Annotated in this window: 22 protein-coding genes, 2 pseudogenes and 1 riboswitch; of the genes and pseudogenes, 13 read left to right on the forward strand and 11 right to left on the reverse strand. The window is 71.4% G+C overall.

What is annotated here, in order from left to right:
* Nucleotides 1-14: 14 nt before the first annotated feature.
* A riboswitch (SAM riboswitch) is annotated at nt 15-169 on the reverse strand.
* 126 nt (nt 170-295) lie between these two features.
* Both MKW14_RS23135 and MKW14_RS23140 read left to right on the forward strand, forming a co-directional pair.
* Nucleotides 296-1240, forward strand: coding sequence for a glucosyl-3-phosphoglycerate synthase (locus MKW14_RS23135; RefSeq protein WP_240865042.1), 945 nt, complete (start codon nt 296-298; stop codon nt 1238-1240).
* 84 nt (nt 1241-1324) lie between these two features.
* Complete coding sequence (locus MKW14_RS23140) at nt 1325-2722, forward strand: alpha,alpha-trehalose-phosphate synthase (UDP-forming) (protein WP_240865044.1); 1398 nt, start codon at nt 1325-1327, stop codon at nt 2720-2722.
* Here the strand turns inward: MKW14_RS23140 and otsB are convergent.
* Genes otsB through MKW14_RS23155 form a run of 3 tightly spaced genes read right to left on the reverse strand, consistent with a single transcriptional unit; the run spans nt 2710 to nt 5180 of the window.
* Entirely contained in the window at nt 2710-3567 is an 858-nt protein-coding gene (otsB, locus tag MKW14_RS23145) for a trehalose-phosphatase (RefSeq protein WP_240865046.1), read from the reverse strand. The two genes, MKW14_RS23140 and otsB, sit on opposite strands and share 13 nt — an antisense overlap.
* 60 nt (nt 3568-3627) lie before the next feature.
* Nucleotides 3628-3864 (reverse strand): DUF3263 domain-containing protein, encoded by a 237-nt coding sequence (locus MKW14_RS23150; RefSeq protein WP_240865048.1) that lies wholly within the window; start codon nt 3862-3864, stop codon nt 3628-3630.
* 50 nt (nt 3865-3914) lie between these two features.
* Nucleotides 3915-5180 carry an ABC transporter substrate-binding protein gene (locus MKW14_RS23155; RefSeq protein ID WP_441349312.1) on the reverse strand — a complete coding sequence of 422 codons (1266 nt, stop codon included), beginning with the start codon at nt 5178-5180 and terminating at the stop codon, nt 3915-3917.
* 111 nt (nt 5181-5291) lie between these two features.
* Here MKW14_RS23155 and MKW14_RS23160 point away from each other — a divergent pair, with 111 nt between their 5' ends.
* From MKW14_RS23160 to MKW14_RS23170, 3 genes are all read left to right on the forward strand, one after another.
* Nucleotides 5292-6248 carry an ROK family protein gene (locus tag MKW14_RS23160; RefSeq protein WP_240865051.1) on the forward strand — a complete coding sequence of 319 codons (957 nt, stop codon included), beginning with the start codon at nt 5292-5294 and terminating at the stop codon, nt 6246-6248.
* The gene (gene nagA, locus MKW14_RS23165; RefSeq protein ID WP_240865053.1) at nt 6248-7390 is read left to right on the forward strand and encodes an N-acetylglucosamine-6-phosphate deacetylase; all 1143 of its coding nucleotides are present in this window, start codon (nt 6248-6250) and stop codon (nt 7388-7390) included. Before MKW14_RS23160 ends, nagA begins: the two co-directional genes overlap by 1 nt.
* Nucleotides 7391-7476: 86 nt before the next feature.
* Nucleotides 7477-8406 carry a 1-phosphofructokinase family hexose kinase gene (locus tag MKW14_RS23170; protein WP_240865055.1) on the forward strand — a complete coding sequence of 310 codons (930 nt, stop codon included), beginning with the start codon at nt 7477-7479 and terminating at the stop codon, nt 8404-8406.
* Nucleotides 8407-8423: 17 nt separating this feature from the next.
* On the opposite strand, the gene MKW14_RS23175 is transcribed toward MKW14_RS23170, so the two are convergent.
* Nucleotides 8424-9374, reverse strand: coding sequence for a carbohydrate-binding protein (locus MKW14_RS23175; RefSeq protein WP_240865057.1), 951 nt, complete (start codon nt 9372-9374; stop codon nt 8424-8426).
* Nucleotides 9375-9506: 132 nt separating this feature from the next.
* Entirely contained in the window at nt 9507-11162 is a 1656-nt protein-coding gene (gene cdgB / locus MKW14_RS23180) for a diguanylate cyclase CdgB (RefSeq protein ID WP_240865058.1), read from the reverse strand.
* Nucleotides 11163-11464: 302 nt separating this feature from the next.
* Between cdgB and MKW14_RS23185 the strand changes: the two genes are divergently transcribed.
* Nucleotides 11465-12049, forward strand: a complete 585-nt coding sequence (locus MKW14_RS23185; protein WP_240865059.1) for a flavin reductase family protein — start codon at nt 11465-11467, stop codon at nt 12047-12049.
* Nucleotides 12050-12105: 56 nt separating this feature from the next.
* The gene (locus tag MKW14_RS23190; RefSeq protein ID WP_240865060.1) at nt 12106-12579 is read left to right on the forward strand and encodes a GNAT family N-acetyltransferase; all 474 of its coding nucleotides are present in this window, start codon (nt 12106-12108) and stop codon (nt 12577-12579) included.
* A gap of 137 nt (nt 12580-12716) precedes the next feature.
* On the opposite strand, the gene arfB is transcribed toward MKW14_RS23190, so the two are convergent.
* Nucleotides 12717-13157, reverse strand: a complete 441-nt coding sequence (arfB, locus tag MKW14_RS23195; protein WP_240865223.1) for an alternative ribosome rescue aminoacyl-tRNA hydrolase ArfB — start codon at nt 13155-13157, stop codon at nt 12717-12719.
* A gap of 175 nt (nt 13158-13332) precedes the next feature.
* Between arfB and MKW14_RS23200 the strand changes: the two genes are divergently transcribed.
* Entirely contained in the window at nt 13333-13908 is a 576-nt protein-coding gene (locus MKW14_RS23200; RefSeq protein WP_240865061.1) for a TerD family protein, read from the forward strand.
* A 62-nt stretch (nt 13909-13970) separates the two neighbouring features.
* Here MKW14_RS23200 and MKW14_RS23205 read toward each other — a convergent pair whose 3' ends face one another.
* Nucleotides 13971-14177, reverse strand: a complete 207-nt coding sequence (locus MKW14_RS23205; RefSeq protein WP_240865062.1) for a DUF397 domain-containing protein — start codon at nt 14175-14177, stop codon at nt 13971-13973.
* Nucleotides 14174-14531, reverse strand: a pseudogene (locus MKW14_RS23210) (hypothetical protein). The gene MKW14_RS23205 and the pseudogene MKW14_RS23210 overlap by 4 nt, the downstream one beginning before the upstream one ends.
* 154 nt (nt 14532-14685) lie before the next feature.
* Here MKW14_RS23210 and MKW14_RS23215 point away from each other — a divergent pair.
* From MKW14_RS23215 to MKW14_RS23225, 3 genes and pseudogenes are all read left to right on the forward strand, one after another.
* Nucleotides 14686-15096 carry an ATP-binding protein gene (locus MKW14_RS23215; protein ID WP_240865063.1) on the forward strand — a complete coding sequence of 137 codons (411 nt, stop codon included), beginning with the start codon at nt 14686-14688 and terminating at the stop codon, nt 15094-15096.
* Nucleotides 15097-15829: 733 nt separating this feature from the next.
* Nucleotides 15830-16287 (forward strand): annotated as a pseudogene (locus tag MKW14_RS23220) (NUDIX hydrolase); the annotation flags it as partial.
* 6 nt (nt 16288-16293) lie between these two features.
* Nucleotides 16294-16761: a hypothetical protein gene (locus tag MKW14_RS23225; protein ID WP_240865065.1), complete on the forward strand. Its 468-nt coding sequence runs from the start codon at nt 16294-16296 to the stop codon at nt 16759-16761.
* A 9-nt stretch (nt 16762-16770) separates the two neighbouring features.
* On the opposite strand, the gene MKW14_RS23230 is transcribed toward MKW14_RS23225, so the two are convergent.
* Complete coding sequence (locus tag MKW14_RS23230) at nt 16771-18171, reverse strand: M1 family metallopeptidase (protein WP_240865067.1); 1401 nt, start codon at nt 18169-18171, stop codon at nt 16771-16773.
* Between the two features lie 59 nt (nt 18172-18230).
* Here MKW14_RS23230 and MKW14_RS23235 point away from each other — a divergent pair, with 59 nt between their 5' ends.
* Nucleotides 18231-18731, forward strand: coding sequence for a hypothetical protein (locus tag MKW14_RS23235; RefSeq protein ID WP_240865224.1), 501 nt, complete (start codon nt 18231-18233; stop codon nt 18729-18731).
* On the opposite strand, the gene MKW14_RS23240 is transcribed toward MKW14_RS23235, so the two are convergent.
* Together MKW14_RS23240 and MKW14_RS23245 are read right to left on the reverse strand one after the other, a co-directional pair.
* Nucleotides 18728-19351 (reverse strand): hypothetical protein, encoded by a 624-nt coding sequence (locus MKW14_RS23240; protein ID WP_240865070.1) that lies wholly within the window; start codon nt 19349-19351, stop codon nt 18728-18730. The genes MKW14_RS23235 and MKW14_RS23240 overlap by 4 nt on opposite strands.
* Nucleotides 19352-19353: 2 nt before the next feature.
* Complete coding sequence (locus MKW14_RS23245; protein WP_240865072.1) at nt 19354-20049, reverse strand: pentapeptide repeat-containing protein; 696 nt, start codon at nt 20047-20049, stop codon at nt 19354-19356.
* Between the two features lie 221 nt (nt 20050-20270).
* On the opposite strand from MKW14_RS23245, the gene MKW14_RS23250 reads away from it, so the two are divergent.
* Nucleotides 20271-21449 carry an NAD(P)-binding protein gene (locus MKW14_RS23250; RefSeq protein WP_240865074.1) on the forward strand — a complete coding sequence of 393 codons (1179 nt, stop codon included), beginning with the start codon at nt 20271-20273 and terminating at the stop codon, nt 21447-21449.
* Nucleotides 21450-21661 lie beyond the last annotated feature (212 nt).

Genomic DNA, 21661 nt, shown 5'->3' on the forward strand with positions numbered 1-21661 from the left:
GGCGAGGCCCTTTCTCCTCATCTTCCTCACGACGCATCTCGCCGTGAGACGGATTTGGCACCTTCCCTAGCCGGGAGCCTCGCGTAATGATCAACATCGATCTACGAGACCGGCTGGAGGGTTGCCGGGGCTTCATCGGGCCGTGTCCCTCTGCCCCTCTGGATGAGCGGTATTCGGTTGTACGTTCAATGACCTCGGACATGCGATGGTCATCGACGTTGTTCAAGACTGTAACCGAAGGCCAGGACAGTTGAGAGAGTCGTCCGAACCGCGAGACACGTGAGGAGCCGCCTAAGTGCTGGAAGAAGTCGAGCGCTGGCTGAGCACCCGCTCCTGGTCCGTCACCGACCGCCCGCTCCACCAGATCCTTGCCGCCAAGCAGCGCACGGGCCGGACCGTGTCCGTCGTGCTGCCCGCGCTGAACGAGGAGGAGACGGTCGGCGACATCGTCGCGATCATCCGTCACGACCTGATGCAGCAGGTCCCGCTGGTCGACGAGATCGTGGTCGTCGACTCCGGCTCCACCGACCGTACGTCCGCGGTCGCAGCGTCGGCCGGCGCGCGGGTCGTCCACCGCGACGACATCCTGCCCCGCCTGCCGGCCGTCCCCGGCAAGGGCGAGGTGCTGTGGCGCTCGCTGCTGGTCACCACCGGGGACATCGTCTGCTTCATCGACGCCGACCTGAAGGAGTTCTCCTCCGACTTCGTCTCCGGCATCGTCGGCCCGCTGCTCACCGACCCCGGGATCGACCTGGTCAAGGGCATGTACGACCGCCCGCTCGGCGGCGCTCGGGGCCAGGGCGGCCGGGTCACCGAGCTCATGGCCCGCCCGCTGCTCAACATGCACTGGCCGCAGCTGGCCGGTTTCGTCCAGCCGCTCGGCGGCGAGTACGCGGCCCGCCGCAGCCTGCTGGAACAGCTGCCCTTCCCCGTCGGCTACGGCGTGGAGCTCGGCATGCTCGTCGACGCCCTGCACCTGGTCGGCCTGGACGCCCTCGCGCAGGTCGACGTCGGCGTCCGCAAGCACCGGCACCAGGACGGACAGGCCCTGGGCCGCATGGCCGCGGCCATCTACCGCACGGCCCAGCTCCGGCTCGCCCGCGGCCACCTCATCCGCCCCTCCCTCACCCAGTTCGAGCGGAGCGAGGACGGCTTCGAGCCGCGCACCTATTCGGTGGACACCGAGGAGCGGCCGCCCATGGTGGAGATCGCGGAGTACGCGGAGCGCAAGGTCGCGTAACAGGCCGGAGCGGTCCGTATACGGGGCGAGGCCGTGATCCGGCCATACGTTTGAGTGTTTCCGGCCCGGGCTAGGTTGAGGCGTATGGCTTCCACGCACGGCGCTCATCAGGTGCTGGTCGCGTCCAACCGCGGCCCGGTCTCGTACGAGGTGCAGGAGGACGGCTCGCTGGCCGCCAAACGGGGCGGCGGCGGGCTGGTCTCCGGGCTGTCGGCGATCGGGCCCGACGCGGGCGCCCTGTGGGTATGCTCCGCGCTGTCCGACGGCGACCGGGAGGCGGTACGGCGGGGCGTCGGCGAGGCGGGCGTGCGCATGCTCGCCGTCCCGGCCGACGTGCACGCCGACGCGTACAACGGCATCGCCAACTCGGTGCTCTGGTTCGTCCACCACCTGCTGTACCAGACCCCGCTGGAGCCGGTCTTCGACGCGGAGTTCCGGCGGCAGTGGGCGTCGTACGAGACGTACAACCGGGCGTTCGCCGAGGCGCTGGCGGAGGAGGCGGCCGAGGGGGCTGCGGTGCTGGTGCAGGACTACCACCTGACGCTGGTGCCGGGGATGCTGCGCGAGCTGCGCCCGGACCTCAGGATCGGGCACTTCTCGCACACGCCGTGGGCGCCGGTGGACTACTTCCGGATGCTGCCGGACGACATCGCCGAGCAGGTGCTGCGCGGCATGCTGGGTGCCGACCGGCTGGGTTTCCTGACCCGGCGCTGGGCGGACGCGTTCACGGCGTGCTGTACGGAGCTGGTGGGCGGGCTCGGGGACACCGAGGTCGGGGTGCACGGGCTCGGGGCGGACGCGGACTTCCTGCGCGAACGCTCGCACGAGGCCGACGTCGACGAGCGGATGGCGGCGCTGCGGGAGGAGATCGGGGCCGGGCGGAAGACGATCGTGCGGGTCGACCGGACCGAGCTGTCGAAGAACATCGTGCGCGGGCTGCTGGCGTACCGGCAGCTGCTCGACGACCACCCGGAGTGGCGTGAACGGGTCGTGCACGTGGCCTTCGCCTACCCCTCCCGGCAGGACCTCGCCGTGTACCGCGACTACACCGCCGAGGTGCAGCGGCTGGCGGAGGAGATCAACTCCCGCTACCGGACGCCCGGTTGGACCCCCGTCGTGCTGCACGTGAAGGACGACTTCGCGCGCTCGCTGGCCGCCTACCGGCTGGCCGACGTGGCCCTCGTCAACCCCATCCGCGACGGTATGAACCTGGTCGCCAAGGAGGTGCCGGTCGTCTCCGACGACGGCTGCGTCCTGGTGCTGTCCCGCGAGGCGGGCGCCCACGCCGAGCTGGGCGAGGACGCGATCACGGTGAACCCGTACGACGTGGTCGGCACCGCGGAGGCGCTGTACACGGCGCTGACGCTGCCGGCGGCGGACCGGGCCGAGCGGAGCAAGCGGCTGGCGGCGGCCGCCACCGCGCTGCCGCCGGCGCAGTGGTTCCTGGACCAGCTGAACGCGCTGGTGGATCAGCCGAGTTGAGCCGCGAGGGCGGACAGGAGCTGGACGACCCCGGCCGGGCCGTCGACCACCAGGTCCGCCCTCTGCCTCAGCTCCGTGACCTCGTCGCTCCCGCTGCACACCAGCAGTCCGGGCACCCCGTCGGAACGCAGCTTCTCCACCGCCCCGAAGGCCGGGAGGTCGCCCAGGTCGTCGCCGCCGTAGAGGACGGCCTCGGCGGAGATCTCGCGCACGTACTCGCCGAGGGCCACGCCCTTGTCCATGCCCGGGGGGCGGAGTTCCAGCACCAGCCGACCGGGCTCCACGATCAGCCCATGACGCGCGGCGAGGCCGGTCAGCGGCTCGCGCAGGGCCTCGAACGCGGCCTGCGGGTCGCTCGCACGGCGCGTGTGCACAGCCAGCGCGCGGCCCTTCTCCTCGATCCAGATGCCCTGCCCCTGCCCCGCGCCGGCCCGCTCGAGGACCCCGGGCAGCTCGGCGCGGACGGCGGCGACACCGGGGTGCGGCGCCGGGGCCGTGACCTCACCGCTCACCGCGTCCCAGCGCTCGGCGCCGTAGTGACCGAGGACGACCAGATGCTCCAGTCCGGGCACCCCCGCGAAGCCGCCGTGCCGCACGGCCACCTCCGCCGGCCGCCCGGTGACGACCGCGACCGAGGCCACCTTCGGCGCGAGCCGCGCCAGCGCGGGCACGGCGTCGGGGTGCGCACGGGCCTGTTCGGGATCCGCGACGATCGGGGCGAGCGTCCCGTCGAAGTCGAGGCCGATCACGGTCTTCGCGGGATTGGCGACAATCGCGGCGAGTCCGTCCCGACCGGCCCTCGTGGCGGGCGTCGGCAGGGGGTCCGTGTCCATGTGGGTGCCCATACGGGGACCCTAACCGCGATGAGCCGGCCCATGCGTGCCCACCGAGCCGCACCACGACCGTCAGCGCTCCGAGCGGCGCTGGTCGCGCACCCTTCTCAATCTGTTCACCGTCACCGGGTCGTGCGCCAGCGCCCGCTCGTCGTCCAGGAGGGCGTTGAGCAGCTGGTAGTAGCGGACCGGGGCGAGGCCCAGTTCCTCCCGTATCGCGCGCTCCTTCGCGCCGGGGCCCGTGAAGCCCCGGCGTTCCAGGGCGAGGACGGCCCGCTCGCGCTCCTCCAGCTGCTCTTCCCGGTCCATGTGACGAACCGTAGCGCCCGGCACTGACAGCGCCGCCGGGCCAGGGGTGGTCAGTCGGAGCTCTCCGCCCTGGTCGCCGTGGTCTGCAGCTGGGCGAGGACGGCCGCCGGGCTGCCGTTCGGGCCGACCGCCCGGCCTATGCGCTGTTTGACCGCCGCGCTGACCGCCGCCCAGGACGTCTTGCCGACCGGCGGCAGCTCGGACTCCGGAAGCTCGTCCAGGAACGGCTTGAGCGCGGCGTCCTGCTTGTCGTCGCTCATCGCCTCGGACGCGGAGTTGGTGACCGGCAGCAGGTCGTACTCGCGGGAGAAGGCGAGGACGTTCTTCTCGCTGTAGACGAAGTTGAGGAAGTCACCGACCTGGTCGGCGTGTCCGTTCTTCTTGAAGGCCATCATCCAGTCGGCCACACCCATCGCGGTCGTGCTCGGCCCGTCCGCGCCGGGCATCGGCACCATGCCGAACTTCACCCCCTTCTTCGCGGCGATCTTCATCAGCGAGGGGTGCCCGTTGAGCATGCCGACCTCCCCCTTCGCGAAGGCCGCGAACGCGTCGGCGCGGTTGACCTTTCCGGGCGCGACCGGACCGGTCAGCCCCTTGCCGACCAGGTCGTCCTTGAGCCAGTTGAGGGTGGCGACGTTCTCGGCCGAGTCGATGCCGTAGGTGCCGACGGTGTCGGTGTAGCCGCCCCCGCCGCTGAGCATCCACTGCATCGTCTCGGCCTGCGCCTCCTCCGGCCCGAGCGGCAGCGCGTACGGGTACTTCACGCCGCGCGCCTTGAGCACCTCGGCGTCGGCGGCGAGCTGCTTCCAGGTCTTGGGCGCGCTGAGCCCGGCGTTCTTGAAGAGGGTCTTGTTGTAGAAGAGCAGCCGTGTGGAGGCGGCGAACGGCATCCCGTACTGCACGCTGTTGACCTGCCCGGCGGTGGCCAGCTGGGAGGCGAAGTCGGCCTGGGTGCTGATGGAGAGCAGGTCGTCCGCCGAGTAGAGCAGCCCCTTGGCGGCGTAGTCGGCGTACGCGCCGATCTGCGCCAGGTCGGGCGCCTTGCCCTGGTCGACCATCTCCTTGACCTTGCGGTCGACGTCGTTCCAGGAGTAGACGGTGACGTCGATCTTCACGCCGGTGTGCTTCGCCTCGTACTCCCTGACCAGCCCGTCCCAGTACTTCTGCGAGCTGTTGGCGGCGGAGTCGCCGTAGTCCGCCGCGACCAGTCTCAGGGTCACGTCTCCCGAACCGCCGGTGACACCGCAGCCGCCGAGGGCCGCCGTCATCCCCAGCGCGGCGACCGCCGCGACCGTTCCCGTCCTGCGCCGCTGCACTGCTATGCCACGCCCCCAACTGTCTCGCTGTTCAATATGTGGACCGTTTTAAGGTCTACACCACGTAAGTGGACTAGACCTCTCGCGGGTCGGCGGGTCACACTACATCCCGTGAGACATGTCATCGCCCTCGATGTGGGCGGCACCGGGATGAAGGCCGCGCTCGTCGGCGCCGGCGGCGAGCTGCTGCACCAGGCCCGCCGGGCGACCGGACGCGAACGCGGCCCGGACGCCGTGGTCGAGGGCATCCTCGACTTCGCCGCCGACCTGTGCGCCCACGGCGCCGACCGCTTCGGCGAGCACGCCGCCGCGGCCGGTGTGGCCGTCCCGGGGATCGTCGACGAGCCGCAGGGCGTGGCCGCGTACTCGGCCAACCTCGGCTGGCGGGACGTCCCCCTGCGCGACCTGCTGTCCCGGCGGCTCGGCGTGCCCGTCGCCCTCGGTCACGACGTGCGCACCGGCGGGCTCGCGGAGGGCCGCGTCGGCGCGGGCCGGGGCACGGACCGCTTCCTCTTCGTCCCCCTGGGCACCGGCATCGCGGGCGCCATCGGCATCGCGGGCCGGGTGGAGGCGGGCGCGCACGGCTTCGCGGGCGAGATCGGTCACATCGTCGTACGACCGGGGGGCGCCCCCTGTCCGTGCGGTCAGGCCGGCTGCCTGGAGCGGTACGCCTCAGCGGCGGCCGTCAGCGAGGCCTGGGCCGCCGCCACCGGTGACCCCGGCGCGGACGCCGCCGACTGCGCCAAGGCCGTCGCGTCCGGCGCCCCGGACGCCGTCCGGGTCTGGCAGGAGGCGGTCGACGCGCTCGCCGACGGCCTGGTCACCGCCCTCACCCTGCTGGACCCGCGCACGCTGATCATCGGCGGCGGGCTCGCGGAGGCGGGGGAAACCCTGTTCGCACCGCTGCGGGAGGCGGTCGCGCGCCGGGTGACCTTCCAGAAGCTGCCGTCGATCGTCCCCGCGGCGCTGGGGGACACGGCGGGCTGTCTCGGCGCCGGGCTGCTGGCCTGGGATCTCCTCACCACAACCGACCGCACTGCAACAGACCGCACGGAGGTAACCACCTGATGGGTTCTACCAAGGTTCTCGCCGGTGCCCGGGTGGTGCTGCCCACGGGGGTCGTCCAGGACGGCCGTGTCGTCGTCGAGGACGCCCGGATCGCGGCCACGGCTCCGGAGAACGCCGAGGTCGTCGACGTCTCGGGGCACTGGCTGGTACCCGGGTTCGTCGACATCCACAACCACGGCGGGGGTGGAGCCTCCTTCTCCGGGCCGGTGGACGACGTACTGAAGGCCATCCGCACCCACCATCTCCACGGCACCACCACCCTCGTCGCCTCCACGGTCACCGACGACATGGACTTCCTCGTCAAGCAGGCCGGTCTGCTGTCGGAGCTGGCCGAGCAGGGCGACCTGGCGGGCATCCACTTCGAGGGTCCGTTCATCTCGCCGTGCCGCAAGGGCGCCCACTCCGAGGAACTGCTGCGCGACCCCGACCCCGCGGAGGTGCGCAAACTGCTCGACGCGGGGCGCGGCAAGGCGAAGATGATGACGCTGGCCACCGAACTGCCCGGCGGCGTCGACTCCGTGCGGCTGCTCGCCGAGCAGGGCGTGATCGCGGCGATCGGCCACACGGACGCGACGTACGAGCAGACGGTGGAGGCGATCGACGCGGGGGCGACGGTGGCGACGCACCTGTTCAACGCGATGCCGCAGATCGGTCACCGCGCCCCGGGCCCGATCACCGCTCTCCTCGAGGACGAGCGCATCACCGTCGAACTCATCGACGACGGCACGCATCTGCACCCGGCGGCCCTCCAGCTGGCGTTCCACCACGCGGGCGCCTCGCGGGTCGCGTTGATCACCGACGCGATGGACGCCGCGGGTGTCGGCGACGGCCGTTATCTGCTCGGCCCCCTGGAGGTCGAGGTCAGTGAGGGCGTGGCGCGGCTCGTTAAGGGCGGCTCCATCGCCGGGTCGACGCTCACGCTGGACCGCGCGTTCAAGCGGGCGGTCACCGTCGACGGGCTGTCCGTCGAGGACGTGGTGGCCGCGATCTCGGCGAACCCGGCCCGGCTGCTCGGCCTGGACGACCGGATCGGCTCGCTGGAGCCCGGCAAGGACGCCGACCTGGTGGTTCTTGACCATCAATTCGACCTCAAGGGCGTGATGCGCCGGGGTGAATGGGTGGTCGATCCGCAACTGGGGTGATGTGTCCGGCTGTTGAGGGCGCGGTCGTCCTGTGAAAATGGGACGACCACGTTCTGCATGTCTTTCTCCGGGGGAGGTCGGCCCAGGTGATCCTCACGGTCACACTGAACACCGCTCTCGACATCACGTACCGCGTCCGGGCGCTGCGCCCGCACACCTCGCACCGGGTGACCGAGGTGACGGAACGCCCCGGCGGCAAGGGCCTGAACGTGGCCCGGGTGCTGGCGGCCCTCGGCCACGAGGTGACGGTCACCGGCTTCACGGGCGGCGCGACCGGCCGTACGGTCCAGGAGCAGCTGACCGCCACACCCGGACTGGCGGACGCCCTCGTCCCGGTCGCCGGCCCGACCCGCCGCACGATCGCCGTCGTGGACACGGCCTCCGGCGACACGACCCAGCTCAACGAGCCGGGTCCCACGGTCACGCCCGCCGAGTGGTCGGCCTTCCAGGAGGCGTACGAGGACCTGCTGCCCTCCATGTCGGCGGTGGCCCTGTGCGGCAGCCTGCCACCGGGAGTGCCGGTGGGGGCGTACGCCGTCCTGGTCCGGCTGGCCCGGGCCGCCGGGGTTCCCGTGCTCCTCGACACGAGCGGCGAGCCCCTGCGCCGGGGGGTGGCCGCCCGCCCCGACCTGATCAAGCCGAACGCCGACGAACTGGCCGAACTCACCGGCTCCCACGAACCGCTGCGCGCCACCCAGGACGCCCGCCGACGGGGAGCGACGGCGGTCGTCACCTCCCTCGGCGCGGACGGCCTCCTCGCGGCCACCCCCGAGGGCCGCTGGCGAGCCACGCCGCCCGCTCACCTCCACGGCAACCCCACAGGCGCGGGCGACTCCGCGGTGGCGGGCCTGCTGTCGGGCCTGGTCGACCGACTCCCCTGGCCGACCCGCCTGTCCCACGCGGTCGCCCTGTCAGCGGCGACGGTACTGGCCCCGGTGGCAGGCGAGTTCGACCGCGCGGCCTACGAGGAGCTGGTGGGGCGGATCGCGGTGACGGGCGAGGCCACCGCGGCCTAGGGTCCTTGACGCGACCCCTACTTCTCGACCTGGCCCGCCTTCAGCCACAGCTGGTCGAGCAGGACGTTGCACTTGTCGCCGGCCTGGCAGGAGAGCGTGATCGTGTTCGTGCCCTGCTTGAGGGAGGGCCAGGAGTAGGTCGTGGTCCAGCCCTTCGCGAAGTCGCCGTCCTTGGCGTGCGCGAAGTTGCCCAGGTTCACCTTGCTGCCGAACGTCTTGCCGTTGACGCTGAGCGTCATCGACTGGTCCTCGCCGGCCGCGCTGAAGTGCGTGAAGACGGTGTAGACACCCCCCTTGGGGATGCCGTCGAACGTCCACGTGACGGACGCGCCCTCGTTGTTCAGGTTGGTGACGTAGCTGCCGCCGTCCGACTGGGCGCCCTCGACGTCCGACGCCACCGTCGCGCCGCCCCCCAGCTGGAGGTCCTTGGCGTCGGTCTTCGGAAGGTCCGCTGCCGCGCTGGCGCTCGACGACTGGCTCGGCTGGGTGCTCTGGGACGTGGACGTCGTCGGCGTGGAGCCGCCGCTCGCCTTGTTGTCCGAGGAGTCCCCGCCCATGATCGCCACGCCGATGCCGATGACCACCGCGGCCACCACCGCTATCGCGCCGATCAGCAGCCCCTTGGTGTTGGGACCGCCGCCGCGGCCGCCGCCCCCACCAGCGCGCGCCGGCTGCTGCGGGGCCGTCGGGGCGCCGCCGCCGGGGAAGGTCTCGGGGGCCGCGTAGTGGGCGTTGGGCTGGCCGTACGCACCCTGCTGCTGCGGCACCTGGCCGTACGCGGCGGTCTGCTGCGCCGGAGCCGGCTGCCCGTACTGCCGCTGGCCGACCGCGCGGGTGCGGTTGACCGAGCCCGGGTAGCCGTAACCACCGGACGGCGGCTGGGCGCCGTTGGCCTGCCCATCGGCGTAGAGGTAGCCGAACGGGTCGTCGTCCTCGGGCGTACTGGCGCCGTTGTTGCCGGACGTCATCCCTTGGTACTCCTAGCGGGTGCGGGTCGGTGCGATACGTGGGGTCAGAATGGCGAGCCTACCCGCTCTCCATGCCCCAAACGGGTGACTCGGATCGCATCGTCTCGCGGATGTACCCCCTGACCTGGGGGATCATCCCGCTCGTCTGTGCTGTTTGGGACGAGATCGTTTCTCTACGTACATCCGCTCGTCGGCGGACTTCAACACTTCGTCCGCGGTCATGCCGCAGTGCGCCCATCCGATGCCGAAGCTGGCGCCCACCCGCATGGCCCGCCCGTCGACCCGGATCGGCTGGATGATCTCGTTGCGCAGCCGTACGGCGAGGTCCTGGGCGTCGGCCCGGCCGAGCCCGTCGGCGAGGACCACGAACTCGTCGCCGCCGAGACGCGCCACGGTGTCGCCGTCGCGCACCCCCCGGGACAGCCGCCGGGCGACCTCGATGAGCACCGCGTCGCCCGCGTTGTGGCCGAACCGGTCGTTGATCGACTTGAAGCCGTCGAGGTCGCAGAAGAGCACCGCGAGCCCCTTGGTGCCGTCGTCGCGCTCGCCCTCGGGGGCGACGGTGTGCACATGGTGGTCGTAGCCGTCGAACATCTCGGCCCCGCCCGGCCGGAAGTCGAAGCCGTGGCCGTTGGCGTCGAAGGCCGGGTGGCCGTAGGCCGCGTCCAGGGATTCCAGGGCGGCCGGGTGTGCGGGCCGCTGACACAGGCGGGAGGACAGGCGGGAGCGGAGCTCGGCGGAGTTCGGCAGGCCGGTGAGGGAGTCGTGGGAGGCGCGGTGGGCGAGGTGCAGCTCGCGGCGCTTGCGCTCCTCTATGTCCTCGACGTGGGTGAGCAGGAAGCGGGGGCCGTCGGCGGCGTCCGCGACGACGGAGTTGCGCAGGGAGACCCAGACGTAGGTGCCGTCCCGGCGGCCGAGGCGCAGCTCCGCGCGCCCGCCCTCGGCTGAGGTCCGCAGCAGGGTGCCTATGTCCTCGGGGTGGACGAGGTCGGAGAAGGAGTAGCGGCGCATCTGGGAGGCGGGGCGGCCGAGCAGCCGGCACAGGGCGTCGTTGGTGCGGAGTATTCGCCCGTGCTGGTCGCCGCCCATCTCGGCGATGGCCATGCCCGAGGGGGCGTACTCGAAGGCCTGCCGGAAGCTCTCCTCGCTCGCCCTGAGGGCCTGCTGCTCCCTTTCGAGCCTGACCAGTGCGCGCTGCATGTTGGCGCGCAGCCGGGCGTTGCTGATCGCGATGGCGGCCTGGAACGCGTACATCTGGAGCGCTTCGCGTCCCCATGCGCCCGGCCGGCGGCCGTTGCGCGGCCGGTCCACGGACAGCACGCCGATCAGCTCGCCGCAGGAGCCGCCCGGCACGCCCGGTGTGTACATGGGCGCGAACAGCCGGTCGGCGGGGTGCCACTCGTCCTCGAAGCGCGGCGCGGGCCCGTCGGTGTACCACTGCGGGACGTCGTCGTCGTCGAGGATCCAGCCCTCGGTGTGCGGTATGAAGACCAGGTCGCCCCAGTGCTCGCCCATGGTCAGGCGGCGCTCCCAGGACTCGCGGGAGCCGACCCGGCCGGTGATCAGCGCCTCGGCCGCGGCGTTGCCGGCGAAGGCGGCGACGACGAGGTCGCCGTCGGGGCGGACCAGGTTGACGCACGCCAGCTCGTAACCGAGGCCGTTGACCACACCGTCGGCGACGGTCTGCAGTGTGTCCGCCAGGCTGCGGGCCGTGTTCATATCGGCCATGACCTGGTGCAGTTGTCGCAGAGTCGCAAGACGGACGTAGGGCTCCGACTCGGTCTCCATACTCGCCCTCCCCCCGAGACCTCGCAGCGAATCAAGGGTTCTCATCGGCGTATCGTTCTGGCAGCTTCCCCGTCACTGAATCACAGCGCGCTGCCCACTCGGTACACAGGGTCAACAATTCCCGCCCCTTGTGACTCAAGTCACAGCGAAAGATGAACAATTGAGTGGGGTTTCTGCGTTTTTCCAGTGTGTTTACTGGATGCGAACTTTGGTTATGTGGCGAACTCCGCCGGTGGTCCTAGGTCCGGCCTCGGCCCGACGCCCGATGCGGCCGGCGGGGACGGGAGATTAGCGTTCCGAGCGTGCCGAACACATCCCTTGCCACGTCCCCGATCACTGTCCCGTCGCCCGCCGGGCATGCTGAGGGGGTGAGCAACGACGAGTTCCGCGCCGCCATGTCCCGGCTGGCCGCAGGCGTGGTCCTGGTGACCGCGCAGGAGCCGCCGCTGGACCCCGACGACCCGTCGGCGCCGCCCGGCGAGGACGTCGGCATGACGGCGACGGCCTTCCTGTCGGTCTCCCTCGACCCGCCCCTGGTCCTGGTCAGCCTGCGCACCGGCGCCCGCATGGACGACCTGCTCGACGAACAGCCCCTGTGGGGGGTCTCGGTCCTCTCCGAGAGCCAGCGCCACATCGCCGGCCGCTTCGCCATGAAGGGCCGCATCAGCGACCGCCTGCTCTTCGAGGACATCCCGTACGTCCGCGGCAAGGCGACCGGGGCGCCCCTGGTGGGCGGCGCCCTGGCCACCCTGGAGTGCCGCACCGAGCAGCGCGTGATCGCCGGCGACCACACCCTGGTGATCGCCCGCGTCCTGACAGCGGACGTACCGAGCGCGAACGGCGGCCCGCTGACGTACTTCCGCGGCCGCTACCGCCAGCTGGGCTGAGCGGCCGCACCCAAATTGCGTGGCACGCGCGCGTGGCCCGCTCCTAGGGTGCGCGCATGACGACGCCTGGCCCCCGCCTCGAAGAGATCACCACGGCCAACCTTGAGGCCGCCCTCGCGGTCCGCGTCCGACCCGACCAGGAACACGCGGTCGAACCGGTCGCCCACTCCCTCGCCGAGGCCTACGTCCGGCCCCCGGACGTCGCCTGGCCCCGCCTGATCGTCGAAGGTGACCGGGCTGTCGGCTTCCTGATGGCCTTCTTCGACATCGACTGGAACCAGGACGGCACGCTCTTCCGCTCCGGCCTGTGGCGGCTGAACATCGCGGCCGGTGAACAAGGCCGCGGGTACGGGCGGTTCGCGGTCGCGTCGGTGGCCGCGGAGATCCGCCGCCGGGGCGGGAAGCAGTGCCATGTCACCTGGCACCCCGGCCCCGACGGCCCGGAGGGCTTCTACCTGGGCCTCGGCTTCCGCACGACGGGTGAGACCAGCGGCGGCCAGACGGTCGGCGTGCTGGACCTCGAGCCCTGATCGACGAGATCCACGTCCTGTTCCACCACGCGCGCGTGGTCCGTCACGATGTCGATCACGGCGATCCGGTCCCGGACGAGCGCGCACTTTTCCACCCGGGACCGGTGACCACCCTGGGACCCATGACCACCCCGGCTCTACGACCAGTCCCGGCCGGACCGCCCCCGCTTCGTCTCGGACCGCTGCTTCTTCTCCCGCAGCCGCCGCTCGTTGATGCCGCGCGGAATCCGGGTGGGCCGACGCGGCTTGGGCGGCGGCGCGCTCGCCTCCGCGAGCAGGGCCGCGAGGCGTACGGCGGCGGTCTCACGGTTGCGCCACTGCGAGCGATGCTCGGACGCGCGTACGACGACCACGCCGCCGTCGACGAGGCGGCCGGCCAGCCGCTCCAGCGCCCGCGCCTTCCACACCTCCGGCAGCGCCTCGGTGCTCGCCAGGTCGAAGCGCAGCTCCACCTGAGAGTCACTGGTGTTGACGTGCTGGCCTCCCGGCCCCGACGACCGCGAGAAACGCCACATGAGCTCGGCCTCGGGAAGCGAGACGGAGCCGCGGATGAGGTAGGGACCGGACATGTCCCCCATGGTCGCGCGTCTGACCGGCACACGTCACGCGATTAACGTTCACCCGAAGTTCGGTAAAGAAAGTAAAGAGAGCAGGAACCTTCCGTACCCCTCGTGGCGTTCATACGGGTAGCTGTAGCTTCAAGCCCGTACGCCGTGCGGCGCCGTACGCACACGAGGGAAAGGACTCCCAACCATGGCTGTAAGCCTGTCCAAGGGTGGCAACGTCTCGCTCACCAAGGAGGCTCCGGGCCTGACCGCCGTCACCGTGGGCCTCGGCTGGGACGTCCGCACCACCACCGGCACGGACTTCGACCTCGACGCCTCGGCGATCGCGGTCAACGCTCAGGGCAAGGTCTACTCCGACGCCCACTTCGTCTTCTTCAACAACAAGCAGACCCCGGACAACACCATCGTCCACACCGGCGACAACCGCACGGGTGAGGGCGAGGGCGACGACGAGGCGATCAACGTCAACCTGGCGGCCCTCCCGGCCGACATCGACAAGATCGTCTTCCCGGTCTCCATCTACGACGCGGAGACCCGCTCGCAGAACTTCGGCCAGGTCCGCAACGCCTACATCCGCATCCTCAACCAGGCCGGCGGCGCCGAGATCGCCCGCTACGACCTCTCCGAGGACGCGGCCACGGAGACGGCGATGGTCTTCGGCGAGCTGTACCGCAACGGCGCGGAGTGGAAGTTCCGCGCGGTCGGCCAGGGCTACGCCTCCGGCCTGGTCGGCATCGCCCAGGACTTCGGCGTCAACGTCTGATTCACGGGTGCGCTGAGCGGGAGCCCCTGGTTGCGGTTGGCCGCGACCGGGGGCTCCGGCGTTCAGCCTTTGAGATACGGCACGAAGTCCGCCCACGTGGCGGGAGTGACGGCGAGGCGGGGGCCGTCGAGGTTCTTGGAGTCGCGGATGTGGATGGTGCGGGGTGCTGTCGCGATCTCGACGCAGGAGTTGCCGTCATTGCCGCTGCTGTAGCTGCTTTTGAACCACGCCAGTTCAGGGGCGTCTTCGGCAGCGGGCTTGCGGATCATGTTTCTCCCAGCAGTTGCTCGATGCGGGCCAACGACTCCCCTGGTGAGAGAGCCTGCGCCCGGATGGTGCCATACCGCAGCTCAAGGATGCGCAGCTGTTTCGGGTCTGATGTCGGGCGGCCGTTGAACGCGCCGTCGGAGCGCCCCACGGCGGTACCGTCCGGAAACGACGAGATCCTCGCCGTACCCGACGGCGTCCCCGAAGTCGGCGGCCCGCATGCCAACAGCCTCTCGCCGTAGCTTGATCTGCCGCCCAACCGTGGCGATGACAGCCACGCCCCACTCGTCGTCCGGGTCCACCTCCCAACCCGGCTCGTCCGCCTCCGTCTTGAGCCGCCCCGCGTCCACCGACATCCCGCACCTCTCCGCCGTACCGCCGCGTCACGACGGCCCTACCCGTACGATCGACGCCGACAGCCCGGACACCGCCGGACAAGCTCCGTACAGTCACCGTACGCAACGGCGTCGTCACTGTTCACGGTAGGCGCAGCTGGCCACGCTGAGTGACGTGAATCAGCAAACCGCCACCCCCATCCGCAGTTTCAGCGTCCTGCTGTCGCCCACCCCGCGCGGAGCGCGCCTGGTCCGGCTGCTGGCGACGGAACAACTGCGCGCCTGGGGGCTCCCGTTGGACCCGACGGCCCTCATCGTCGCCGAGCTCGCCAACAACGCCGCCACTCACGGCCGCGTATCCGGCCGGAACTTCCAACTCCTGCTCTACGTCGTCGGCGCCACCCTGCGCATCGAGGTCACGGACACCCGAGGCGACAGCCTGCCGCACACCCAACTCCCGGCTGCTGACGCCGAGTCGGGCCGCGGCCTCGTACTGATCGACGCGCCGGCAGACAAATGGGGAGTCACATCGGGACTACCGCCCCGCAAGACGGTCTGGGCGGAGTACACCGCGCACGGCATGTGAACAAGCGGTCACAGTAGGTCAGTTCAGCCGGTAGCATCGAGATGTGACGCACCCGATGGGTGCGTCCTCCCTTCACTCCGGGCCCCACCTGTTCGGGGCCCGGCCCGACGAGAGCGGTCCCGGGACTGTGTGTATGGCCGCCTCACGTCGAAGGGAGGACGCCCCCAGATGGGCGGTCACAAGGAGCAGAAGCCGACTCTCGTCATGCGTCTGATCCGGCTCGTGCCGGAGCGGACGGCGAAGCACGCGAGGAGGTGGCTGCTCTGGTGGCTCAGCAGGTAGCCGGATATCCCCACACACACTGGGGACATCCGACACGCTCCTGCTGAGCTTGGGCCTCCGCACGGATAACCGGTCCGGGCGGGGGCCCTCCTTGCGTCCAAGTACAGCACAGCCGACGCAGCGGCGGCACCCGGAATCACCGAAGCACAAGCCCCCGTGCTCCGGTCCGACCTGCGCTCCCTATGCACCACCCACCGGCGATAAAGCACCCCACCAAACCCCACCCCGCCCTCCCGCCGGGCAAACTCACTCCCGCGAGTGAACATGCCCAACTCGGCTGGATTTCGGACCGGTTGCCTGCCTTACGCTCACCGCAGCAAGACCGCAAGACCACGACACACAACCCCAGACATGCGACGGCCCCCGCCGGGACTGCCATCCCAGTGCGAGGGCCTGACCACCGAGGAAGACAGGACCTTCCCGATGGACACCGAAAACCCTAGCGCGCCCCCGCAAGGTGCTGCGCACGCCCCGCCGCGCGGCCCGCGTCGCCGTACTCGACCCCGACGGCGCGGTGTTCCTCTTCCGCTACGACAACCCCGAGGTCGGCATCCACTGGTCGCTGCCCGGCGGTGGCCTCGACGGGGACGAGACGCCACGCGAGGGCGCCCTGCGCGAGCTCCGCGAGGAGACCGGCTGGACCGACCTCGAACCCGGCCCCTTCCTCTGCACCTGGGAACACGGCTTCACCCGCATGGACATCCCCGTCCGCCAGCACGAAACCACTACGTCACCCACGGCCCCCGCCGCGAGCCCACCGGCCCCCACCTCGCCGCCGCCCACGCCGAGGACGGCATCCTGTCCTGGCGCTGGTGGACCCGCCGGGACCTCGCCGAGGAGCGTGAGCCGGTGTGGCCGCCCGGCCTCGCCGGGATGCTGGACGCCCTGGACGAGCGGGACGAGGCCTGACCGACCGTGGAGTGGACGACCCTCGCCGGCACCGGCCTCGGCGCACTGATCGGCGTCGGCTCGACCCTGCTCGCCGACCGGGTGCGCTGGCGCCGGGACGCGGCCGACCGCGACCAACGGGACCGCAGGGACATCTATGTCACCTGCCTGACGAAGTACCGGCTGGCCTACGAGGACATGCACGCGGCGGCCACCGAGCACCGGGACCGGGACACGCTCGACGCGGCCGTACGGCAGGCGTTCCGGACCTCGGGCTGCGACGAGGCCCGCGAGTCGGTCCTGATCCGCGCGCCCCAGGAGCTGGCCGACGTGCTGGAGGACGTCTACGCCACCCTGCGCGAGCTGCTGGAGGTGCTCGCCCTCGGCGTCCCGGCTCTCGACTCCCCCGAGTTCCAGGAACAGCGTCTGCGGCACGGGCGGGCGGTCTGGGCGGCCCGTGCCGCGATGCGCCGGGACCTCGAACGGCGGGTGTGACGGTGCCGTTCACGAGTGGGGCGGTTTGCCCTCGCCGTACAGCCACTGCTTCCAGACCGGGGCGAAGTCCTTGTCCGGGGCCGACTTCTCCACGTACGCTGTGAAGTCCGCCGTGTCCGCGTTGCCGTGGCGGTGGGCGGCGGCCCAGCCCTGGACGATGTCGTAGAAGGTGTCGTCGCCGACCGTCTCGCGGATCTTGTGCAGGACCATCGCGCCGCGTTCGTAGACCGGGGCGTCGGAGATGTGGGCGGCGCCGCTCGGCTCGGCGGGCGGGAAGGACCACAGGCCGGGGTGGTCGTCCTCGCCGTGGGCGTAGAGCGCGTCGAAGGTCTGCTGGGCCGTGCGGCCGCCGTGGTCCTCGTCCCACAGCCACTCGGCGTAGGTCGCGAAGCCCTCGTTGAGCCACATGTCCCGCCAGCTCTTCGGCGTCACGGAGTCGCCGTACCACTGATGGGCCAGCTCGTGGACGAGCGTGCCGGTGTCGGGGGCGGCGGGGAACACCGGCCGGTTCTGCGTCTCCAGGGCGTAGCCGACGTCCTTCGCGTCGTCGACGATCGCGCCGGTGGAGGAGAAGGGGTACGGGCCGAAGTTGTACTCCTCCCACTCGATGATCCCGGGCAGCCGCGCGAGCACCTCGCGGCTCGCCTTCGCCTGTGTCGGATCCACGGCGACGTACACGGGCAGACGGTCCTTGCCGATCGTGGAGCGGCTGATGTCGTAGTGGCCGACGACGACCGTGGCGAGGTAGCTCGCCATCGGTTCGGGCGTGTGCCAGGTGAAGGTCGTACGGTCCCCGGTGGTCGTCTCGCCGGTCAACTCCCCGTTGGACACGGCCTGCAGGCCCTTCGGCACAGTGACCGCGATGTCGTACGACGCCTTGTCGGACGGGTGGTCGTTGCCGGGGAACCACGCCATCGAGCCCGTCGGCTCGCCGAGGGCGAGGGCGCCGTCCGTGGTGGGCAGCCAGCCCTCCTGGGAGCCGTCCGGGTCGGTGATGGTCTGCGGGGTGCCGGAGTAGCGGACGGTGACGCGGAAGGTCTCCCCGTCGTCCAGATCGTCGTGCGGGCGGACGGTGAGCTCCTGGCCGGCCCGGTTGAAGCGGGCGCTGCGGCCCTCGACGGTGACCTTCTGGACGTCCAGGCCCTTGAGGTCCAGGTCGAACGCGGAGAGGTTCTGGGTGGCGCGGGCCGTGAGGGTCGCGGTGCCGGTCAGCCGGCCGGCGCCGTGCGGATCGTAGGCGAGCCGCAGGTCGTAGTGGCCGACGTCGTATCCGCCGTTGCCCGCCTTCGGGAAGTACGGGTCGTGCACACCCGGGCCGCCGGGGGTGCCGTGGACTCCGCCCGAGCACGCGGTCACGGTGAGTGAGAGGGCGAGGAGGGAAGCGGGGACGATACGCACGGATCGGGGCACCCCAGAGATCCTAAGGCGGCGTGACACCGATCCGGAGGCGGCGTGACACCATCTCGTACGTGCTCGACATCGGCTACGCCCTCTCCAACCGCTTTCCCGATCCGCCGCAGACGGACTACCGGCGTGCGGACGTCCACGCCCTGCGCCACGACCTGTTCTGCGGGGACGTCTACCTCGCCGACACCGACAAGGACCACGAACTGTCCACAGCCTGGGGATGGGTGCCGGTGCTGGACTTCGCGTGGGCGTTGTGCGACATCGTCGAGCGGCTCGACCGGGACCCGGCGGGTTCACGGGCGTCCCGGCCCCAGCACGCCGAGCTGGACTTCACCGAGTCCACCGACCGCATGCTCTTCGAGCGCCGCTTCGGCTGGGTGGACATCGAGGCCGACTGGATGCCGGCCGAGGAGCCCCCGCTGACCTTCTCCCACTCCGAACTGCGCCGTGAGGCACGGGACTTCCTCCACGACCTGATCGCCGACCTGGTCGACCTGCACGACGACCTCGGCGAGAACCCGGCGATCTGGACCCTGCAGGCCCGCTTCCCGAGGATCTCCTAGCCGATCGACAGCAGCTCCTCCGCCTTGGTCTCGTGCGGCAGCCCGCCCAGGGACAGATAGTGGTAGCCCGTGCTGAGCCGGCACGCGTTCAGGCCCAGGCAGAGCATCGCGTCGTAGTGCTGGGTGTTGGCGAAGACGTACCGCCCGTCCTCGCCGTCCCCCGGGTCGAGGGGCGTGCCCCGCAGCACGGACTCCAGCGCCTCCCGGTCCACCGGGCCGAAGGCCAGCGGGACGAAGGGCTCCGGATCGGCGCCGACAGGCTCGGAGTGTCCCCCGCCACCGTCGGGATCGTCGGCGGCGACCGGGTTCCCCTCCTCGTCGGTCTCCGTGTCACCGAAATACCCCGGCCACGAGTCGTACGCGTGCCTCAGCCGCCCGTCCTCGTACACCCGCATGATCAGTACGTCCGAGTCGAAGACGTACGCCCCCAGAGCCGGCGCCCCCAGCAGCCCGCTCAGCGGGCCCGCCACGTCGAGCGCGTCCGTCTCCGGGTCCGGGTACACGACGGTGTGTCCCGGCCCGACCGGCAGCGCGTACCCCCGGATGCCCGCCCCGCCGAGCCGCGGCACCACCTCGTCGCACGGCCGCGCCACCACCACGTTGCCGTAGAAACTCCCCACGTTCAGCCCTCCACCCGAATCCCCATCTGTGCCGCCAGCACCGGCGCCAGATCCATCAGTTGGGACGGACTGATCACCGCCCCCGCCAAGCGCTCCACCCCGGCCGAGATCCCCAGCTCGGCCGCCGCTCTCAGATCGACGTCCTTCAGCTCCACCCCCGTCAGGTCGGCGCCCTTGAGGACGCAGTCCACGAACTCCACGCGCTCGAGCCTGGCGCCCCCGAAGTCCGGCTCGACCAGGACGCAGCTCTCGAAGACGACGTCCTTGAGTCGGGCCGCGCGCAGGTTCAGGTAGTCGATCTTGCCGCCCCGGACCACCACCCGCTCCAGCACGGCGCCGTGCATCTGCGTCCCGCCCAGGCGCGCGTCGACCACCTCCACGTCCCGCAGCGTCGCCTCCGCGAGGTCCGTCCCCACGCCCCGCAGCCCCGTCAGCACGGAGTCCAGGACGCGCGCGTGGTGCAGCCGCGTCTCGTCCACCGCGCACCCGGTCAGCGCGCAGTCCATGAAGCGGGCGCCCCCACCGTCCTGCCCGGCCAGGTCCGCCACCCGGAACTCCAGGCCGTCGTAGTCCCCGTCCGGCTCCAGCTCCCCCTCCGCGAAGGGCTCCAGCGGGGGCAGCCGGATCTCCGGTCGCCGCGCGCCCTTCACCGCCGTACCGCCGGCCCCGCCCGTGCCACCAGCCGCTCGTCTCACCATGCCCCCCATGCTGCACCCCACCACTGACAACCGCCCTGACCTGCAAGAACCACCCTTCATGTCACATTCCGGGCCCGCGGACCGTCGTAGTCGCAGGAAACCGAGACGCGCAAACGCGTGACGCAGCGCGAGACCCCCGACAAGGAAGACGCAGAAAGGCGCCGCTTCCCTGACTCCGGTCCGACTCAGATCCGACTCCGATCCGAGGGAGAGCCCGAACCATGCACCGCCCCCGAACCACGCACCGCATCACCGTCATCGGCGGCGGCTTCGCCGGGCTGACCGCGGCGATCACCGCCGCCGAGGCGGGCGCCAAGGTGACCGTCCACGAAGCGCATCACACCCTCGGCGGCCGGGCGCGGACCGCCGAGGGGCCGTACCGCACGAACGAGGGGCCGCACGCCCTCTACAGCGGCGGCCCGCACTGGACGTGGCTCAGGCAGCGGGACCTGATCGGCCCGCTCGCCCCGATCCCGCCGCTGGAGGCGGCCCGGCTGCGGCTGCGGCACCACGGGGTCCTGCGCCGTACGCCGCCGTTCGCCATGCTCAAGCTGCTGCGCCCGGGGCTGCCGCAGGCGCCCGTCGACGTCGACTTCCTGAGCTGGGCGACCGGGGTCGCGGGCGAGGAGGGCGCGCGAGCCGCGGCCAACTACGCGGCCGTGGCGGTGTTCCACCACGATCCCGGTTCGCTGTCCGCCGCGTTCGTGCAGGAGCGGCTGCGGCGGGCCACCAAGCTGCCGCCCGAGGCGCACTACCCGCGCGGTGGCTGGGCGAGCGTGGTCGACCGGATGGCCGCGCGGGCGTGGAACCTCGGGGTGCGGATGGAGACCCTGTCCCGCGTCGACTCGCTGCCGACCGGTACGCCGGTCGTGGTGGCCACGTCCCTCGACGCCGCCCGGCGCCTGCTCGGCGACGACTCGCTGACCTGGACCGGCGGGCGTACGGCCCTGATCGACCTGGCGGTACGGACGCGGCGCGGGGACGCGTTCGCCGTGTCCGACCTGGACTCGCCCGGCTGGATCGAACGGTTCACGGCCCAGGACCGCTCGCTGGCCCCCGTCGGCGAGCAGCTGATCCAGGGGCAGGTTCCCATCGGGCCGCGGGAGGGCCGGGCGGACGGCATCGCCCGCGCCGAGCACCTCCTCGACCTGGCCTTCGGAGGCTGGCGCGGGCGCGTCACCTGGCGGCGCGAGGCGGTGGCGTACGGCCGTACCGGCGCCGTCGACCTGCCCGGCACCAGCTGGCGGGACCGGCCGGCCGTCGACCGCGGCGACGGCGTCTATCTGGCCGGCGACCAGGTCGCCGCCCCCGGCGTGCTCTCGGAGGTGTCCTTCAACAGCGCCCTCACCGCGGTGTCCCTGGCCCTCGGCCACCACCGCCTTGACCTCAAGCGCGCTTGAGGTCGAAGAGGGGGCGTCCGCCGGACAACCGGAAAGGTGGTACTGGAGCCAGGACCAGCCGTAAGCCGCTCCCAGATGCGATACATCCCGATACATGGTCTTCTGACCGGGAGGCCGTCACCCGAACAGGCGAACCCGTGGGCGCCGACCCCTGCCGCTGGTGGGGCCGAGACGCCGGTGCCGGAACCGGTGGCGTGACGGCGGGGGCACAC

Source organism: Streptomyces gilvus, assembly GCF_022513565.1.
GTDB classification, from domain to species: Bacteria; Actinomycetota; Actinomycetes; order Streptomycetales; family Streptomycetaceae; genus Streptomyces; species Streptomyces gilvus.

What these genes read in the sequence shown, in the direction of transcription:
- MKW14_RS23190 (WP_240865060.1), top strand. Translation starts at nt 12,106, where the DNA reads ATGACGACGCCTGGCCCCCGCCTCGAAGAGATCACCACGGCCAACCTT.
- nagA (WP_240865053.1), top strand. Translation starts at nt 6,248, where the DNA reads ATGGGTTCTACCAAGGTTCTCGCCGGTGCCCGGGTGGTGCTGCCCACG.
- MKW14_RS23150 (WP_240865048.1), bottom strand. Translation starts at nt 3,864, where the DNA reads ATGGACCGGGAAGAGCAGCTGGAGGAGCGCGAGCGGGCCGTCCTCGCC.
- cdgB (WP_240865058.1), bottom strand. Translation starts at nt 11,162, where the DNA reads ATGGAGACCGAGTCGGAGCCCTACGTCCGTCTTGCGACTCTGCGACAA.
- arfB (WP_240865223.1), bottom strand. Translation starts at nt 13,157, where the DNA reads ATGGGGGACATGTCCGGTCCCTACCTCATCCGCGGCTCCGTCTCGCTT.
- MKW14_RS23200 (WP_240865061.1), top strand. Translation starts at nt 13,333, where the DNA reads ATGGCTGTAAGCCTGTCCAAGGGTGGCAACGTCTCGCTCACCAAGGAG.
- MKW14_RS23205 (WP_240865062.1), bottom strand. Translation starts at nt 14,177, where the DNA reads ATGATCCGCAAGCCCGCTGCCGAAGACGCCCCTGAACTGGCGTGGTTC.
- MKW14_RS23140 (WP_240865044.1), top strand. Translation starts at nt 1,325, where the DNA reads ATGGCTTCCACGCACGGCGCTCATCAGGTGCTGGTCGCGTCCAACCGC.
- MKW14_RS23175 (WP_240865057.1), bottom strand. Translation starts at nt 9,374, where the DNA reads ATGACGTCCGGCAACAACGGCGCCAGTACGCCCGAGGACGACGACCCG.
- MKW14_RS23250 (WP_240865074.1), top strand. Translation starts at nt 20,271, where the DNA reads ATGCACCGCCCCCGAACCACGCACCGCATCACCGTCATCGGCGGCGGC.
- otsB (WP_240865046.1), bottom strand. Translation starts at nt 3,567, where the DNA reads ATGGGCACCCACATGGACACGGACCCCCTGCCGACGCCCGCCACGAGG.
- MKW14_RS23245 (WP_240865072.1), bottom strand. Translation starts at nt 20,049, where the DNA reads ATGGTGAGACGAGCGGCTGGTGGCACGGGCGGGGCCGGCGGTACGGCG.